We start from the raw sequence: 15,892 nt of genomic DNA on the forward strand, positions 1-15,892 counted from the left end.
GCCACTCTCTCCGCTCGACGAAGGGCTCACACATGTCCCGATCCACCCGTACCTGCTCACTACGGTCTGCCGCGGCCATTGCGTTGACCAGTAGCTTTCTCATCACCGGTTTCGGCGCCTCGATCGCGCAGGCCGAACCTGGCCCCTCGGCTCCGCTGTTCGGCTCGCTGGATTTCGGATCCAGCAACTTCGGCAGTTCCGAGCAGACCCCAGATGCGCCGCGGCTGACCGGGATCGACAATTTCCGCGACATCGCAGGCACCGGCGCCGGATACTCGGGAACTTTCGGCCTGCCCGTGAACAAGGGAGTCTTCTACCGCGCGAACGCGATCACGCCCAAGGGCGATGACATGAGCAATCTCGAAAAGCTGGGACTGACAAAGGTTTACGATCTGCGCACGGAACCCGAGATCGCCGGTAAGCCCGATGTCTTGCCCGACGGGGTTGCGTACGAGAACATTCCGATCCTGTCCGGGAACATCGCCGAGATGATCGCGAAGATCAAGTCCCCCGAGGACTCACGATCGATGATGCAGGACATGAACCGCGCCTTCGTCACCGGAGCGACGGAGCGAGCCGGGTTCGCGCAGTTGCTCACGGGTCTCGCGGAAACCGAAGGTGCACAGGTCTTCCACTGCACCGCAGGCAAAGACCGCACCGGCTGGACGTCGTTTCTGCTGCTGAGTATCGCCGGTGTCGACCGCTCGGTGATCATGAACGACTACTTGCTGACCAACGAGTACACAGCCGAAGGCATGAAGGCCACGCGCGCGGGCATCGCGGCGAGCCTGGGCGAACAGATGGCCGTCAACATGGAGCCCCTGTTGGGTGTCGAGGCAAGCTATCTCGATGCCGGTCTCGCCCAGTTGGACCAGACCTACGGGTCGGTCGATCGGTACCTGACCGAGGGCCTGGGTCTGAGCCCGGCGACTGTCATGACGCTCAAAGCCAAACTGCTGGGCTGAGTGGCACGGATGCCCCGGGTTCGACGAGGGATCGGACCCGGGGCACGTGTACTTCTCTGCCCGTGCCGCGGCGGATGCGCCGCAGCGTCCCGTGCGTCAGCGCGATACGGCGATCACGTTGTTTCGGTACGCCCAGATGACGATCTGCACACGGGTACGCACCTGCAGCTTCTTGCAGATGTTGCTGATGTGCGACTTCACCGTGCTCTGTTCGAGGCTGAGGGAATCTGCGATGTCGTTGTTTCCCAAGCCTTGTGACAGCAACTGCACCACATCCATTTCACGCGCACTGAGACCGTGATCCGATCCGGAGCGCGCCGTGGACATCGGTGCCGGCTTACGCCTCGCGAACTCCACGATCAGTCTCGACGTCAATCTCGGCGAGAGCACCGAACCACCTTCGGCCACGGTCAACACTGCCGACGAGAGCTCTTCGGGATCGGCGTCTTTGAGCAAGAACCCTGCGGCACCGCTGTCGAGCGCCTCGAAAACGTACTCGTCGAGATCGAACGTGGTGATCACGATGACGCGGGTCCCGGGAAACTCGGCAAGGACCTCCCGGGTCGCAGTCAACCCGTCGCCGTGCGGCATTCGGATATCCATCAGCACGACGTCCGGACGCAGTGCACGCACCTGCTCGTACGCCTCGACTCCCGTCTTGGCATGCCCGACGACGCGAATCTCGGGGTGACCGGAGAGAAACAGCTCGAACCCCTGCCGTACCACCTGCTGGTCGTCTGCAATAAGGACATCGATCATGCGTTGATCCTCCCGTTCACCGGCACCAGTGCCTGCACAGCCCACTCACCTTCCGAATTCGGTCCGGCGTCCAGTTGACCACCCATGAGCGTCGCGCGTTCGCGCATTCCCACAATTCCGAGGTTTTGCCCGTCGGAGGCCGGGCGAGCATTCCCGAGAGTATTGACCACCCGTACCCTCACCGCACCGGCTTCTCGACTCAGACACACCTTGGACTCGCTACCCGGCGCATGGCGAAGGACGTTCGACAACGCCTCCTGCACGATGCGGTAACACGTCAACTGGACTCCGCTGTCCAGGTCGTCGAAGCGGCCGACCTTCTCCAACGAGATCGACGAGATGGTGCGCTTGCAGTCGTCCACCAACTCGTCGATGTCGGAGACCATGGGCGTCGGGAAATCGGGGTCTTCCTCACCCAGGCGAAGTATCCCCACGATCTGCCGCAAGCTGTTGAGGGCCCGCTGACCCTGCTCGATGACGCCCCCCAGAAGGGCTTGTGCTTGTTCGGGATTGCTCGAGAAGAACTTGTCGGCGGCACGAGCCTGGATGATCATGCCGGTCATGTGGTGGGCAGCGACGTCGTGCAGTTCACGTGCCATGTCCTGCCGTTCGGCGACAACGGCATTCGCGATCTTGCGTTCGCGGTCCCGGTGCAGATCCGCTACTGCCTGACTGTTCTCCACTGCTTGTTTTCGCAGGCGCGCGACAATCTTTCCCATGGCTGCGACGACCAGGAAACTCGTGACGGTGTTTGCCGCCGGTTCGAGGAACAAGTGAGGCAACTCCCCCACCTGAACCTCGGCGACCGTCAGCCCGTCCCGTTCGGTGAGATACATCGCCAAGATCACGTCCATCGCCATTCCGAGGACCAGCAGTCCGACCAGGCGCATGCCTGTCACTCGGATGGACACTGCCATGATCGCGAACCAGAAAAGCGGCGTGGCCCCCAGCGATCGACTGCCGAGGAAGAGCATCAATCCGCCGGATCCTGCCAACGTCAGGAGGTAGTACGCGATCGGGTACCGCCGGCGCGCACACGCCACAACGGTCAACACCGTCAGGAAACCCATGATGCCGACGACGGTTCCCGGATCGCTCAGCACTCGATTGCTCGTCTCGGGTTCAGTCTTGAGACTGGCGAGACCGAACACCCACGGCACACTCAGCAGGCCGACGATCACGGCCGCCGTGGCCGGGTTGTTCAGGTTGAAACGTCCCCGCCCTCGCGATGCCAGGGCTTGCCCCGGGGCATTCTGACCAGCCGAGTCGAACATCCACTCCCCATTCCGCATCCGATGATTGACGTTCATGGTGGCATGCGCGCACCACTTGGTCCCACATTCGGCGAACGTGAAGGGAATGTTCGATTCCCGGCTCCTACCAAAGCACTAGTTGAAGGTGAAAGGCCTAGTACTTATGGCTCAGCTGAACTGCTCGACCAACCGGTTCACCATGTTGGTTGCGCTGTAGTAGTCGAGACGGAAGGTGTCCAGACCCACGGCATAGACATGGTGGTCACGAATTGCCGGATGCTGGGCCAACAGGGGAAGTGCCTCGACCGCTTTCACCGCACCGTCGTCGGCGCTGACCAGGATCAGGGTGTTGCCCGCGATACCGTCGTAGAGGTTCTCCGCCGAGACCTGAATGATGTCCTTGCGCTTACCCATGGATTCACTGCTCTTCGCGGACTCGGGAATGTCGGCGACCGTGAAACCCATCGCCGTGAGCAACTTCGCCTGCCCGGACTCGTGCGTCCAGATATTGGCGCCGCTGCCGTCCTCGTAGTAGACGAGCGCGGTGGTCGGCTGCGGGGGAAGTGTGATCTTGGCCTTCGCGGCCTCTACTGCGCTGTCGAACTTCGCGACCGTGGCCGCCGCGTTGTCTTCGAGACCTGTCGCCTTACCCAGCACAGCGGCGACTTCCTGCCAACTACTTCCGCCGTAGTCCACCACGATTGTCGGCGCGATGGCCGTGAACTGTTCGTACAGATCGACGACGGAGTCACCTCCAGTTGCCGAGACGACGATCAGGTCCGGGTTCTGCGCCAGAACGGATTCCGCGTTCGCACCGCCCATCGGCAACACTGCAAGTCCGCGTTCTTCTGCTATGTCGCCCCACTGTGTGAACAACCCCTGCGCATCCGAGACGTCGGTGTTCGGTCCCGTCGATGCGGTAGCCACCACCGGAGCGTCGATCGACAACAGCGTGCCCGTCAGCGTCACACTGGTCGAGACGATCCTCTCCGGCTTCGACGTGATCTCCACCGGCCCCTTCGGCGTTTCCACGGTACGCGGCCAATTACCCTGCGATGCAGCTGAGTCAGCATCGGAATCGGCATCCGCAGAACTACAACCGACGAGGGCGAACCCTGCCACCAAGACTGCGGAGAGCACCTTCAGGGTGCGTGATTTTTTCATTGTGACGCCCACTGGCGGACCACTCCTCGAATTCAAAAGCCCATCAAATTAGGTTAGGCTGTGCTCATGCTAACTCAGGCGGTGACCGAATTGTCCGCTACCCTCGCAGCCTCGCCCGACATCGAGACGTCCTGGAATCGGATAGTGCAACAAGGAACGCCGATCATCGAAAGCATTGATACACAGACTGTTCGAGTTACGTTCCTCTGGCGTCAGCCCGAGGAGACCGAGGTCGAGCGCGTTTACCTGGATGCAAATTCGCTGACCGACCATCACGCAGAACAACTCAGCGTGATGCAGCGACTCGGCGACAGTCCGGTGTGGTTCTACACCGCCGAAGTCTCGAACACCTGGCGTAGCAGTTACAGCATCATCCCGGTACCGAAGTCCGTAGTCGACGAGTTCGACTATCCGGGAGCAGGCAAGGAAGACTCGACCCGCCGCACCCGCTGGTTGGGGTTGCTCGAGCACCGAATTGCCGACCCACTCAATCCGCTTTCCGCAGGTGTGGACACAAGGCGTTCCGTCGCCGAGATGCCCTCGGCGCCGGTCCAGTTCGGTTGGGATGCTCCAGTTTTCAGGAAGTCGATACAGCTCACCTGGGCTAGTTCGACTTTGGACGTCGAGCGGCCGGTGTGGATCTACGAGACCGTGGACGACGGATTGACACCGCTCGAAGAACGGCCGCTCGTGATACTTCTCGACGGGCGTCACTGGGCCGAGGTCATGCCGGCAGGCGCCGCGTTCGATCGTGCGGTCCAGACCGGCAAACTGAAATCCTGCGTTCTGCTGGCCATCGATTCCGTTGACAATCAACGCCGTTCGCAGGAATTGCCGTGCAACCGCGACTACTGGAGTGCAGTCGTCGACGAACTGCTTCCGCAGGTGCGCGCCGTCACACCCTTCTCGTCTGATCGAACGCGAACGGTGGTCTCGGGGCAGAGCTTCGGCGGCCTGGCTTCGATGTTCGCAGCACTCGAATTCCCCGAACACTTCGCGCTGGTCGCCAGCGGGTCCGGTTCGTTCTGGTGGCCAACCGGATTGAAGCGCGGGGAAGACGGCCCGCCGGGTGGAGACATAGCCGCACGGATCGAGCGCGACGGCGTACCGGACGGTTTACGCGTTGTCCTCGAAGTAGGTAAGCACGAGTCCGACATGGTCGGGCACAGCGCAGCGGTCGCACAGGCGCTGGAGGCCGCAGGAGCGCAAGTGTCGTGTCGGATCTTCGACGGCGGCCACGACTGGTTGTGCTGGCGCAGTGTCCTTCTGGACTCCGTTGTCGAACTGATCGGCAGTCCGTGAGACAGACCACGCTCTAGGCCGGCTCGATGTCACCAAGCTTCCAAGTCCGATCGAAATATGGTTCGAGCGGTCCGTAGAAGCGGAAGTACGAGAACCAGTGCTGACCCGCAATGGTCTGAACCCAATTGGGTTCCTTCCCTACCGGAGTTGTAGGTCCGTAGTAGAGATCCACCGAACCGTCCTCGTTGACAACAAGATCGGGATCTCGCGAGCCACGGTCGCCTCGGCCCTGCTGGTTGTCGACAAGGCAGCGTGTGTCGACCGAGTAGACCGTCGCGGACCAGAACAACTTTGCCGGGACATCGGCGGGTACGTGGAGTGTGTAACTCTTTCCTCCGTCCAACCAGTGCCCCTCGGCGTCGGCGTAGCTACCCAGATATGCCTGCCCGAGTCCGGGCGTCGTACTCTTCATCGCCTCGGAGAAGGTGACCGCCTCGTAGAACCACGACGCGCGTTCGTAGAACTCGTCGTAGTTGTCCCCTCGCTGAGCTGAGTTGTCCAGGACAATCGCCAAGTCCCACTGGCGATCCGGCCAGTAGCGCGAACCGGGGAAGCGTTTGACGAACGCATTCGCCTGGGCGAACACCTCCCCCACTTCGACGGCCCGTCGCAAGATCTTTCTCACTCGATCATCCGGGGCGAAGGGCTTGCCCTTCTCAATCCCCAGCTGCCGAAGCCACGCCATCGGGAAGCGGTCGCGCTCTTCGACAGGTTCGTCCTGCACGATGTCGTGCAGGAGTTCCCAGTATCGAAGGTCTCGCGGCTGAATTCCGCTCCAGGGCTTGCCGTCCGGTGAGACCAGACGCGTCGGAGTCGGATTCTCACGATCGGAGTACGGGTACACCCGGACGGCGTCGACCAACGCGTCCGAGCGCGCCGGGTCGGGATCGAGCGTGCGGAAGCCGAACATGATGTGCATCATCGGGGAGTGGACAACGGTGTAATCACCTGTGTCCTCGACACTCTGACCTGGGCCGACTACCAGGGTCTTGCCACCCTTGCCTGCATCGGGGCCCATCTCACCGAGCACCGCGAATTCTCGTTGCCAGAAATCTGCGATGCCCCCGGCGGTCGGCCCTGGCGGCAATTCGATCACCAACGGCCCCGTTGCACCGAGATCGAAAAAGTTCAAGATGTACGGAGTCGTCGCGTTGGCGGTGATCAGGCCTAGTCGGTCACGATATGAGCGGTAGACGACGATATCGGAGGCAGTTGCTCCGAAGATGTTGGTATGCACGTCCATCCACTGAGCCCAGGACACGATGGGTATGGCCCACAAGTACGCCTGCACTGCTGTTTGGAAGTCGAGCTCGTCGAAGACCGTTGCGATGGTTTCGCGAGCGGGAAGCTCTCCGTCCCTCGGGACAAGTCCGGAGGAATACGTCAGTTCGATGTCGGCCATACCCAGATGGTGCTGGGAGAAACCTCGGCGCGAATCACCCACACCGGGTGAACCTCTAGTTTAGTGCGCCTCGAATGACGGCAGCCGTGCTGTCGAGGATTGTCCGATTGGGCGTGCGAGGTAGGGCGCGCAGGCCGAAGCCGTCGCCGCGATTTCGCGGAATGACATGCAGATGAACATGGAAGACTTCCTGCCCCGCAACAGCTCCGTCGGAGAGGTGCAGATTCACTCCGTCGACGGGGAGAGATCCGGTACGCATCGCCGCGGCGATCTTCTGCGCGACGGCGAAGATCCTGGCACCGTCGTCGGGATCGAGCGTGGACAATCCACTGGCGTGGCGCTTCGGCACGACCAGGAGATGGCCGGATGTGAACGGCCGAATATCCATGAAGGCAAGGACATTCGCGTCGTCGTAGACGACGCTGGCCTCGGCCTCACCGGCGATGATGGAACAGAAGATGCAGTCCATGGTCTCCGACCCTGTGCGCCTTTTCGGTAGTGGTGACCACCGAAAAGGCGCACGGGGCGTAGCCCTTACAGAATCGGCGACGGCGCGTACGCCGCAGCTTCGGGGTTGGCGTCAACAAGTTTCTGCACCTCGGCGACAACGGCATCGACCTGAGCCGAAGCAGCACCGACAAAAGCAGCCTTGTCGGCCAGGGCCTCGTCGAGTGCAACGCGGTCGAGCGGCAAACGGTCGTCGGCGGCAAGGCGATCGAGCAGGTCGGGCTCCTTGCCCTCTTCACGCATCGCCAGCGCAACTGCGACGGCATTCTCCTTGATCGCCTCGTGTGCGGTCTCGCGTCCGACGCCGGCGCGGACGGCGGCCATGAGCACGCGCGTCGTGGCGAGGAACGGCAGATACCTGGTCAGTTCCTTCTCGATGACGGCTGGGTAGGCACCCATCTCGATCAGCACGGTCAGGAAGGTCTCGAACATGCCGTCGATCGCGAAGAACGCGTCCGGCAGAGCGACGCGACGCACGACGGAGCAGAAGACGTCGCCCTCGTTCCACTGTGCACCCGCGAGCTCGGCTGCCATGGAGCCATATCCGCGCAGGATCACCTGAAGTCCGTTGACGCGCTCGCACGAGCGGGTGTTCATCTTGTGCGGCATCGCCGAGCTGCCGACCTGGCCGGGCTGGAAGCCTTCGGTGACCAGCTCGTGGCCGGCCATCAGGCGGATCGTGTGTGCGAACGACGACGGGCCCGCGCCGACCTGGACGAGCGCGGAGATGACGTCGTGATCGAGGGAACGCGGGTACACCTGGCCGACGCTGGTCAGTACGTGCGCGAATCCGAGGTGCGCGGCGACCTTCGCTTCGAGCTGATCGAGCTTGGCCGCATCGCCGTCGAGGAGATCGAGCATGTCCTGAGCAGTACCCATCGGACCCTTGATCCCGCGCAGCGGGTAGCGGTCGATCAGCTGGCGCAGACGCGTCAGTGCAACCAGCAGCTCGTCGGCGGCCGAAGCGAAACGCTTGCCCAAGGTGGTGGCCTGAGCTGCGACGTTGTGCGAGCGGCCGGCCATAACGATGGACGAGTACTCGGCAGCGCGCTCACCCAGACGGGCGGCGACGGCGATGCCGTGGTTGTAGACGTGTTCGAGAGAACGCACGATCTGCAGCTGCTCGACGTTCTCGGTGAGGTCGCGGCTGGTCATGCCCTTGTGGACCTGCTCGTGCCCGGCAAGTGCGTTGAATTCCTCGATGCGTGCCTTCACGTCGTGGCGGGTGACCCGCTCGCGGTCCGCGATGGACTCGAGGTCGACGTTGTCGATGACACGCTCGTAGTCGTCGATGGCGTCGGCCGGAATGTCGATGCCCAGCTCTGCCTGCGCACGCAACACCGCCACCCACAATTGACGCTCGAGCACGATCTTGTACTCGGGAGACCACAGAGCAACAAGCTCCGGGCTGGCGTAGCGGTTGGCAAGGACATTCGGGATGCGGCTCACGAGGCCTCAGTCTAACGGTGGCCGAGCAGTGCCGTTACCCCCGATAGAGACCGAGCTAGACCGGCGGCGCCATCACGTCGATCGATTCCAAGAGCATTCCCCTGGCCAACCCCCGTGGGTCCGGGTCGTACTCCCCCAGAGCCGTGATCATCGCACCGTCGACCATCGCGACAAGACGGCGCAATTGCCCCTCGGGAGCCGACCGGCCCGAGCGTCGAAGCGCATCGGTCAACAGGTCGTCGAGCTGGGCTCGTAGGCGCAACTGCACGTCACGAAGTGCGGGATGACGGGCACATGCCACAAATCGTTCGTAGCGCGAGATCAAACGCTCGCGGCTCTCCGGCCGCTTCTCTTCGTCTCCGAGCAGCAGCTCGACCAACAGTTCGACGGTTGATTCCGCGCCCCGCCGACGTTGGGTCACCGCAGCCACTCTGGCGCGCATCGCTTCCATGTCGGCGTTGCCGTTGAGCTCGACGGCACACGCGATCAGATCGTCGAGTGAGTCGAAGTAATAGGTCGTCGAAGCCAGTGGAAGGTCAGCTCTGGTTGCCACCGCTCGGTGACGAACGGCGTCGAACCCGCCCTCCAGCAAAAGTTCAGCAGCGGACGCCACCAGAGCTTGGCGACGTCGTTCGCCCTTGGGCGTAGCTGCAGAAGACACCACGACATCGTGCCAGCAGAGGGCACCTCCGCATGGCGAAACAGCTCGAAGACCCTGCTGTTTGTTACCCGAGCCACTTCTCGAGGCGGGCCAGTGCCTCCTGGATGTCGGCTGTCGCACCTGCGAACGAGAGTCTGACCATCCGGTTTCCGTGGACGGTGTCGAAATCGATTCCAGGTGCCAGCGCGACCCCGGTATCTGTCAGCAACCGGGCACACCACGCGGTGGCGCCCTCGTCGCCACACAGATGGCCGATGTCCGCGTAGACGTAGAACGCACCGTCGGCGGGAGCCAACTCGGTGATGCCCAGTTTCGGCAACCCGGTCAACAACAGTTCACGATTGACGGCGTACCGCTGAACGTGCCCGTCCAACTCGACCTTCGCCTCGTCCGAGAACGCCTCGACGGCGGCGTACTGAGAGATCGCGGGCGGACACACGGTCATGTTCGACGCGAGTCTCTGCAGCGGGCGCCGAAGATAGGTCGGCACCAACATCCACCCGAGTCGCCAACCCGTCATCGAGAAGTACTTGGACACCGAGCCGATCACGACGGATTCGCGTGAGGTCTCCCAGGCGCTCGACGTGTGCTGATCGCCGTATCCGATGCCGTGGTAGATCTCGTCCGAGATCAGAAGAGTTCCGTGCTGCTCGCACCACGTCGCCAATGCAGCGAGCTCCTCGGGCGAGATCACCGTGCCCGTGGGATTTGCCGGGCTCGCGACGATCAGACCGGCAGGCGGCGACGGCAAAGCCTCGAGCATTTCCACTGTCGGCTGGTATCGAGTTGCCGGCCCGCAGTCGAGTTCGACGACGTTGCAGCCGAGAGCGGCAAGGGTATTGCGGTACGCGGGATATCCGGGTCGAGCAACCACCACGGTGTCGCCCTCGTCGAACGCGGCCAGGAAGAGCAAGGTGAACGCCCCGGACGAACCGGTCGTCACCACCACGTCTTCGGCGTCGACGGCGATTCCCGATCGCTCGCTGTGGTAGCGCGCAATAGCCTCGCGTAGCTGCAGGATCCCGAAAGTCTCGGTATACCCGAGTAGTTCGGTGCCCAGAATCTCTCGCGTCGCACGTAGCACCGGTGCCGGCGCGGGCGTCGACGGTTGACCTGCCGCCAAGGTCAGGACGTCACCATGTGTCCGCTGACGTTCGGTCGCGGCCTTCCATACATCCATGACATGGAACGTCTGGATATCTGATCGACGAGATTCTGAGCGCACACTCCGACGGTAGTCGAACCGTGGTGCGGCAAGAAACGACGGCCACCCATTGTGACGATCCGACAGATTCAGGCGCTCAGCATGAGTCGATTCAACGAGACCTGGGCCACGTCCCTCGCGCAACATTGATCAACGACTTCCTTCGATCAAAAGGTGCATCAGATGAAAGCTCGCTCAGTGCCCACTGCGGCTCTGGTCACGATCGGCGTTCTCACGGTTGCCTCGTGCGGAAGCACCTCTGATCCTGGCGGCAATTCTTCCGGCGACTACGCGAAGGACGGCAGTTTCACCACGATCGTGAACACCGATCCCGGCAACCTTCATCCCCTGATCACCAATCTGACTGCCACGCAGGCGATCAACAGCTATACGAACGACTCGTTGTTGGCCATCGACCCCAAAACCCGCGCAGCGGGCTCGTATCTGGCCGAAAAATGGAGCGAGAACGGAACTTCGCTGAACTTCACCCTCAAAAAGGGGATCACGTGTGAAGACGGCACGACCTTCACTGCCCAGACAGCGGCAAACAACATCAACTGGGTCGTCGACACGACCAACGGCTCGCCGTGGTTGGGAGCATCCGTACCCGAAACTGCGGTAGCAACCGCTGATGGTGACGAGCTCACGATCAAGACAACGGAACCCGCGCCCTTCCTCCTCGAGCGCATCGGCGCTCTCAAGATGGCGTGCCAGGCAGCCCTCGACGACCCTGCCAGTGTTCGAGGCAGCAGCAACGGAACCGGACTGTTCAAGATCACCGAAGTAGTGGCCAACGATCACGTCACGCTCGAACGCCGCGACGGATACAACTGGGGGCCGAACGGCGAAACCACGTCGGACACGCTCGGAGTGCCCAAGACGGTCACGATCAAGGTCGTGACCGACGCCGCGACGACGGCGAATCTCGTCCTCACCGGAACGGTCAACGCGGCCCCGGTTGCCGGCGCGGATATCGAACGTGTGGAAGCTTCAGGCCTCGAGTCGATGACGTCCAACACCCTGAGCGGACAGTTCATCTTCAACCACAATGCGGCTCTCCCCACCAAGGACGAAGCCGTACGCACCGCACTCGTGCAAGCGATCGATCTCGACGATTACACGGACATCAACACCGGTGGCAAAGGCTCACGAGCTACGGCACTGGCAGTAGTCGATCCGCGGGCGTGTGACTTCGACAGCGTCACCGGTGTAGTTCCGAAGTTCGACATGGCCGCTGCGAAAAAGACTCTTGCGGACGCCGGTTGGAAGCCCGGATCCGACGGTGTCCTGACCAAGGACGGTCAAGCGCTGCAATTGACGGTCATCTTTGCCAACTACCGCGACACCACCTCTGCAGCAGCAGAATACGCGATGAAGCAGTGGCAGGAGCTCGGTGCGAAGGTAGAGCTTCGTGGTGGTGACAACAACTTCATCATTTCCAACACATTCGCAGCGAAAGACCTGACGTCATGGTCGATCTCGATCGGACTGACCGTCCAGAGCGATACCCCCAGCATCTTCGTTCCGTACTTCGCCGGCCCCACCCCACCGTCGGGTGTCAACTTCGCATCGATCGACAATCAAAAGTACGCCGAACTGGCGGCGAAGGCCTCGGTTCTGCCCGGGCAGGAATCCTGCTCGGTGTGGAAGGAAGCGGAACAAGCACTGTTCACCTCGTCCGACGTCATTCCGGTGTCCACGTCGCCGAACTTCATGTTCTTCAACGGCGCAACGGCCCTGTATGCACCAGTTGGCGGCACCCTGGCCGGCCCTGGCATTCGCGTTCTGAAATAAGCCGGAAGACAAAGCTTTACGTCTGCATCTATTTCTCCGATTCGAAGGATCTACATGACTGACCGTCCATTTGTTCTCGACGACCTCCACCGTGTGGTCACACCCACTGAGACCTCAATCTCTCCCGACGGCACCGTGGTCGTCTTCGTTCGCTCGGAAATTGTTGCCGGAAAGGCAACTACATCGCTCTGGGCGGTGTCCCGCGATTCCCAGGCTCGCCGCCTCACCGCAGGGCCCGCCGATTCTGCCCCTCGGTTCTCTCCGGACGGAACCTCGATTGCCTTCCTGCGTAAGGTCGGCGACTCCGCGCAGCTGCACCTGATCCCGCTCGCCGGTGGCGAGGCCGAAACTCTCACCACATCAGCATCACTCCCCCTCGGCGCCGGTGCAGCAGCCTGGAGCCCGGACGGAAATGCCATCGCGTTCGCCGCTGTGGTCTCACGCTCGGACTCCGCCGATCCGAATGCTCCCATCGTCACCGACCGACTCGGATACAAGGTGGACGGTGCCGGTTGGCTCGGCACCTTCCGTCGCCACCTTCACACCGTCGATCTGGAGACGAAGGCAGTTCGACGGCTCACCGACGGTGATTGGAATGCCGACGTTCCGTCCTGGTCGCCCGACGGCACGGCCCTTGCCTTCACCGCGAATCTCGAACCGGACAGCGATCTGAACCTCACGTTCAGCGCTTACCGCATCCTCGTCGACGATCTGTCGGTTCCCCCGCAGCGACTCGGTCATGCCACCGGAGTGCAGGGCTCCACACTGTGGCATCCGCAGGGAGATTCGGTCGTCGCCATCGGCACTCCCGAGGTCCGTGTCGGAACTGCAGACCTGATCCGGCTGTCCGTCCCCGGCCCAACCGAGACACCGGTCGACGTCACCCTCACAGCTCATCTCGATCGCAACGTGATGCCCGGTGCACCCGGTTACCCCGGCGGCACACCGGCACTGTCGAATACTCGCGACGAAATCGTGTTCTGCCTACGCGATCGTGGATGGACGCATCTGTACGCGGCCGACATCGAAACCGGCACCTCTCGATCCCTCGTCGCCAATCCCAACGAGGTCGTCTCGGCGCTCTCCGTTGCCCGTGACGCCCGCGTCGCCTCCGTCATCGTCACCACGCAGCAGTCCTTCGGCGAGGTCGCACTCGTCGATCTCGACAGCGGCGCGGTCACCACGCTGACGAAATTCACCGCAGAAGCACTCCCCGAGGTGACACTGTTTGCCGCCGAGGAACGCGAGTTCACCATCTCCGACGGCCGCACCGTGCATGGTTGGTTGCTGTCCGCTCCCGAAACCAGTGGTGCCGCACCCCTTCTGCTCGACATTCACGGCGGACCGCACAACGCGTGGACCGGCGTTGCAGATACCTATCACCCCGCCCACCAGGTTCTCGCCGCCCAGGGTTGGCGCATCCTGACCCTCAATCCACGTGGGTCGGACGGGTACGGCGCAGACTTCATGTACGCCGTCAACGGCGCCTGGGGTACCTCCGACCAAGCCGACTTCCTCGAGCCGATCGACGCGCTTGTCGCCGAGGGACTTGTCGACGGGGACCGTCTGGCGATCACCGGGTACAGCTACGGCGGATACAGTACGTGTCACCTGACGTCCGCGACGGATCGTTTTGCCGCTGCGGTTGCCGGCGGGCTGATCTGCGATTTCAACGCCATGGCCGGAGTCTGCGATTTCGGTCCGCACCTCGCGTCACTCGCCACCGGCACGACTGTTCCCGAGAACTCCGCGGGGCTCCTGGCAGCCTCACCGCTCGCCGCCGTGAAGAACGTGGTGACCCCGACGCTGATCCTTCACGGAAAGTCGGACGAGCGGTGCCCGCTGGGTCAAGCCGAGGCCTGGTTCGCCGCACTGCGCCAGCAGCACGTACCCACCCGTCTGGTGGCGTATCCCGGTGCAAGCCACGGGTTCCTCGTCAACGGCTCGATCTCGCACCGAATCGACTACAGCACGCGGCTCATCGAATGGGTCAAGCGATACACCTCCGCGAAGCTGCCCAAGACCGGCCTGGCCAACGCGTCTGCCGGAGCCGACGCGTGGAAGCGTTCGCTGGACGTACTGTGTGAGCGTTACGGCGTCACCGGTGCTCAATTCGGTATTCTCACACTCGATTCCAACGGCAAGGAAATCACCCGTACGACGGTGGCTTCCGGCGTGATCAATGCAGACACCGGGGTCGAGGTATCCACCGACTCCCTGTTCCAGATCGGATCCATCACCAAGGTATGGACCGCGATGCTGGTCATGCAGCTTGTCGACGAAGGCTTGCTCGACCTGGACGCGACCGTCCGGTCGATTCTGCCCGATTTCGCACTGCAGGACGAGGAAACAGCTGCCCGCATCACGGTTCGCGCACTTCTGAACCATCGCAACGGAATCGACGGTGACCTGTTCATCGACAAGGGTCGCGGCGACGACGTCGTCGAACGCTACGTCGAGGGCCTGCGTGACTTCCGTCAGGTTCATCCACTCGAGGACGGCTTCGCGTACTCGAACTCCGCGTACGTCCTTGCAGCTCGTATCGTCGAGGTTCTTCGCGGCGGCATCTGGGACGACATCCTCAAGGAGCGGATCATCGATCCGCTCGGCCTCGCGCACACACTCACGTTGACCGGAGATACACCGAGATACTCTGTGGCAGCGGGTCATACGGGGAACTCCGTCGTGATGCCCGTCTGGCCGATCACGCGCTCGATGGGGCCCGCGGGTTGCATCACTGCCAGCATCGGAGATCTACTCACGTTCGCGGAACTCGGTCTTCTCGAAGGACAGAGCGTCGACGGCGTACGGATCGTGTCGGAAAAGTCAGCCGCCGCGATGCGCACACCCGAAATCGACATCAGCGAACTGTTCCCGGACAAGTCGGGTTGGGGCTTGGGCTGGTTCCACGAAACCTGGTCGGGCGAAGAGATTTTCGGGCACGACGGCAGCACCATCGGCCAGCACGCGTATCTGCGCATCTTCCCCCGCCACAATGTCGCGATCGCACTGCTGACCAGCGGCGGCAAGGCCGACGGCCTCTACCGTGATCTCTTCACCGAAGCCGCGGCCGCGTTGGTCGGACTCGAACCTCCGCAAGCCCTCGCCCCGAACCCCGCGAGTGTGGAGTCGATTCCGGATTCGGTTCTGGGAAAGTACAGCTCGGGCGGAATAGCAATCGAGTTCCGTCGTGGAGAGTCCGCTGACGAGGCCGTGATCACCGTCATCGGCGACGTAATCCCGAATCCCGAGGAAGACGAGACAGCTCCGAAGAAGCCTGCAACGGTAGCCACTCTCGTACCGTCGCAGATCCCGGGGACCTGGACCACCCGTCAACCCGGGGCCGCGGGTTGGACGACGGTACGGCCGCACCGAGACGGAGTGTACGTCGGATTCCGCTTCCTACCACGGGTTAACGCGTGACGATGACCG

General features: G+C 62.4%; 12 protein-coding genes. 4 read left to right on the forward strand and 8 right to left on the reverse strand.

Annotated features, from left to right (window positions below):
- Nucleotides 1–32: 32 nt before the first annotated feature.
- Nucleotides 33–965 (forward strand): tyrosine-protein phosphatase, encoded by a 933-nt coding sequence (locus tag ABIE52_RS16660; RefSeq protein ID WP_192711975.1) that lies wholly within the window; start codon nt 33–35, stop codon nt 963–965.
- A gap of 96 nt (nt 966–1,061) precedes the next feature.
- Here ABIE52_RS16660 and ABIE52_RS16665 read toward each other — a convergent pair whose 3' ends face one another.
- From ABIE52_RS16665 to fepB, 3 genes are all read right to left on the reverse strand, one after another.
- Nucleotides 1,062–1,724: a response regulator transcription factor gene (locus ABIE52_RS16665; RefSeq protein ID WP_003945911.1), complete on the reverse strand. Its 663-nt coding sequence runs from the start codon at nt 1,722–1,724 to the stop codon at nt 1,062–1,064.
- A complete protein-coding gene (locus tag ABIE52_RS16670; protein WP_354541502.1) occupies nt 1,721–3,034 on the reverse strand; it encodes a sensor histidine kinase in 1,314 nt (437 codons plus the stop codon). The genes ABIE52_RS16665 and ABIE52_RS16670 overlap by 4 nt, the downstream gene beginning before the upstream one ends.
- Before the next feature lie 111 nt (nt 3,035–3,145).
- Nucleotides 3,146–4,141 (reverse strand): Fe2+-enterobactin ABC transporter substrate-binding protein, encoded by a 996-nt coding sequence (gene fepB / locus ABIE52_RS16675; protein WP_037132295.1) that lies wholly within the window; start codon nt 4,139–4,141, stop codon nt 3,146–3,148.
- A gap of 66 nt (nt 4,142–4,207) precedes the next feature.
- Between fepB and fes the strand changes: the two genes are divergently transcribed.
- On the forward strand, nt 4,208–5,443 hold the full coding sequence (gene fes / locus ABIE52_RS16680; protein WP_192711973.1) for an enterochelin esterase: 1,236 nt from the start codon (nt 4,208–4,210) through the stop codon (nt 5,441–5,443).
- Between the two features lie 13 nt (nt 5,444–5,456).
- Here the strand turns inward: fes and ABIE52_RS16685 are convergent, their stop codons facing one another.
- The 5 genes from ABIE52_RS16685 to ABIE52_RS16705 all read right to left on the reverse strand — a co-directional run bounded on the left by ABIE52_RS16685 (nt 5,457) and on the right by ABIE52_RS16705 (nt 10,687).
- The gene (locus tag ABIE52_RS16685) at nt 5,457–6,845 is read right to left on the reverse strand and encodes a DUF1254 domain-containing protein (protein WP_076948615.1); all 1,389 of its coding nucleotides are present in this window, start codon (nt 6,843–6,845) and stop codon (nt 5,457–5,459) included.
- Nucleotides 6,846–6,900: 55 nt separating this feature from the next.
- Nucleotides 6,901–7,314: an HIT family protein gene (locus tag ABIE52_RS16690; RefSeq protein WP_042920316.1), complete on the reverse strand. Its 414-nt coding sequence runs from the start codon at nt 7,312–7,314 to the stop codon at nt 6,901–6,903.
- A 65-nt stretch (nt 7,315–7,379) separates the two neighbouring features.
- A complete protein-coding gene (purB, locus tag ABIE52_RS16695) occupies nt 7,380–8,801 on the reverse strand; it encodes an adenylosuccinate lyase (protein WP_192711972.1) in 1,422 nt (473 codons plus the stop codon).
- Nucleotides 8,802–8,856: 55 nt separating this feature from the next.
- On the reverse strand, nt 8,857–9,462 hold the full coding sequence (locus ABIE52_RS16700; protein ID WP_003945736.1) for a TetR/AcrR family transcriptional regulator: 606 nt from the start codon (nt 9,460–9,462) through the stop codon (nt 8,857–8,859).
- 64 nt (nt 9,463–9,526) lie between these two features.
- Nucleotides 9,527–10,687, reverse strand: coding sequence for a pyridoxal phosphate-dependent aminotransferase (locus ABIE52_RS16705; protein WP_037132442.1), 1,161 nt, complete (start codon nt 10,685–10,687; stop codon nt 9,527–9,529).
- A 162-nt stretch (nt 10,688–10,849) separates the two neighbouring features.
- On the opposite strand from ABIE52_RS16705, the gene ABIE52_RS16710 reads away from it, so the two are divergent.
- Nucleotides 10,850–12,460: an ABC transporter substrate-binding protein gene (locus ABIE52_RS16710; protein ID WP_042452661.1), complete on the forward strand. Its 1,611-nt coding sequence runs from the start codon at nt 10,850–10,852 to the stop codon at nt 12,458–12,460.
- 54 nt (nt 12,461–12,514) lie between these two features.
- A complete protein-coding gene (locus ABIE52_RS16715; RefSeq protein ID WP_075832278.1) occupies nt 12,515–15,883 on the forward strand; it encodes a serine hydrolase in 3,369 nt (1,122 codons plus the stop codon).
- Nucleotides 15,884–15,892 lie beyond the last annotated feature (9 nt).

This window comes from Rhodococcus sp. OAS809 (assembly GCF_040546695.1).
Lineage (GTDB): Bacteria > Actinomycetota > Actinomycetes > Mycobacteriales > Mycobacteriaceae > Rhodococcus_F > Rhodococcus_F qingshengii.

Coding starts and splice junctions, on each gene's coding strand:
- ABIE52_RS16660 (WP_192711975.1), top strand. CDS start 33: ATGTCCCGATCCACCCGTACCTGCTCACTACGGTCTGCCGCGGCCATT.
- ABIE52_RS16685 (WP_076948615.1), bottom strand. CDS start 6,845: ATGGCCGACATCGAACTGACGTATTCCTCCGGACTTGTCCCGAGGGAC.
- ABIE52_RS16715 (WP_075832278.1), top strand. CDS start 12,515: ATGACTGACCGTCCATTTGTTCTCGACGACCTCCACCGTGTGGTCACA.
- ABIE52_RS16665 (WP_003945911.1), bottom strand. CDS start 1,724: ATGATCGATGTCCTTATTGCAGACGACCAGCAGGTGGTACGGCAGGGG.
- ABIE52_RS16670 (WP_354541502.1), bottom strand. CDS start 3,034: ATGAACGTCAATCATCGGATGCGGAATGGGGAGTGGATGTTCGACTCG.
- ABIE52_RS16710 (WP_042452661.1), top strand. CDS start 10,850: ATGAAAGCTCGCTCAGTGCCCACTGCGGCTCTGGTCACGATCGGCGTT.
- ABIE52_RS16690 (WP_042920316.1), bottom strand. CDS start 7,314: ATGGACTGCATCTTCTGTTCCATCATCGCCGGTGAGGCCGAGGCCAGC.
- fes (WP_192711973.1), top strand. CDS start 4,208: ATGCTAACTCAGGCGGTGACCGAATTGTCCGCTACCCTCGCAGCCTCG.
- fepB (WP_037132295.1), bottom strand. CDS start 4,141: ATGAAAAAATCACGCACCCTGAAGGTGCTCTCCGCAGTCTTGGTGGCA.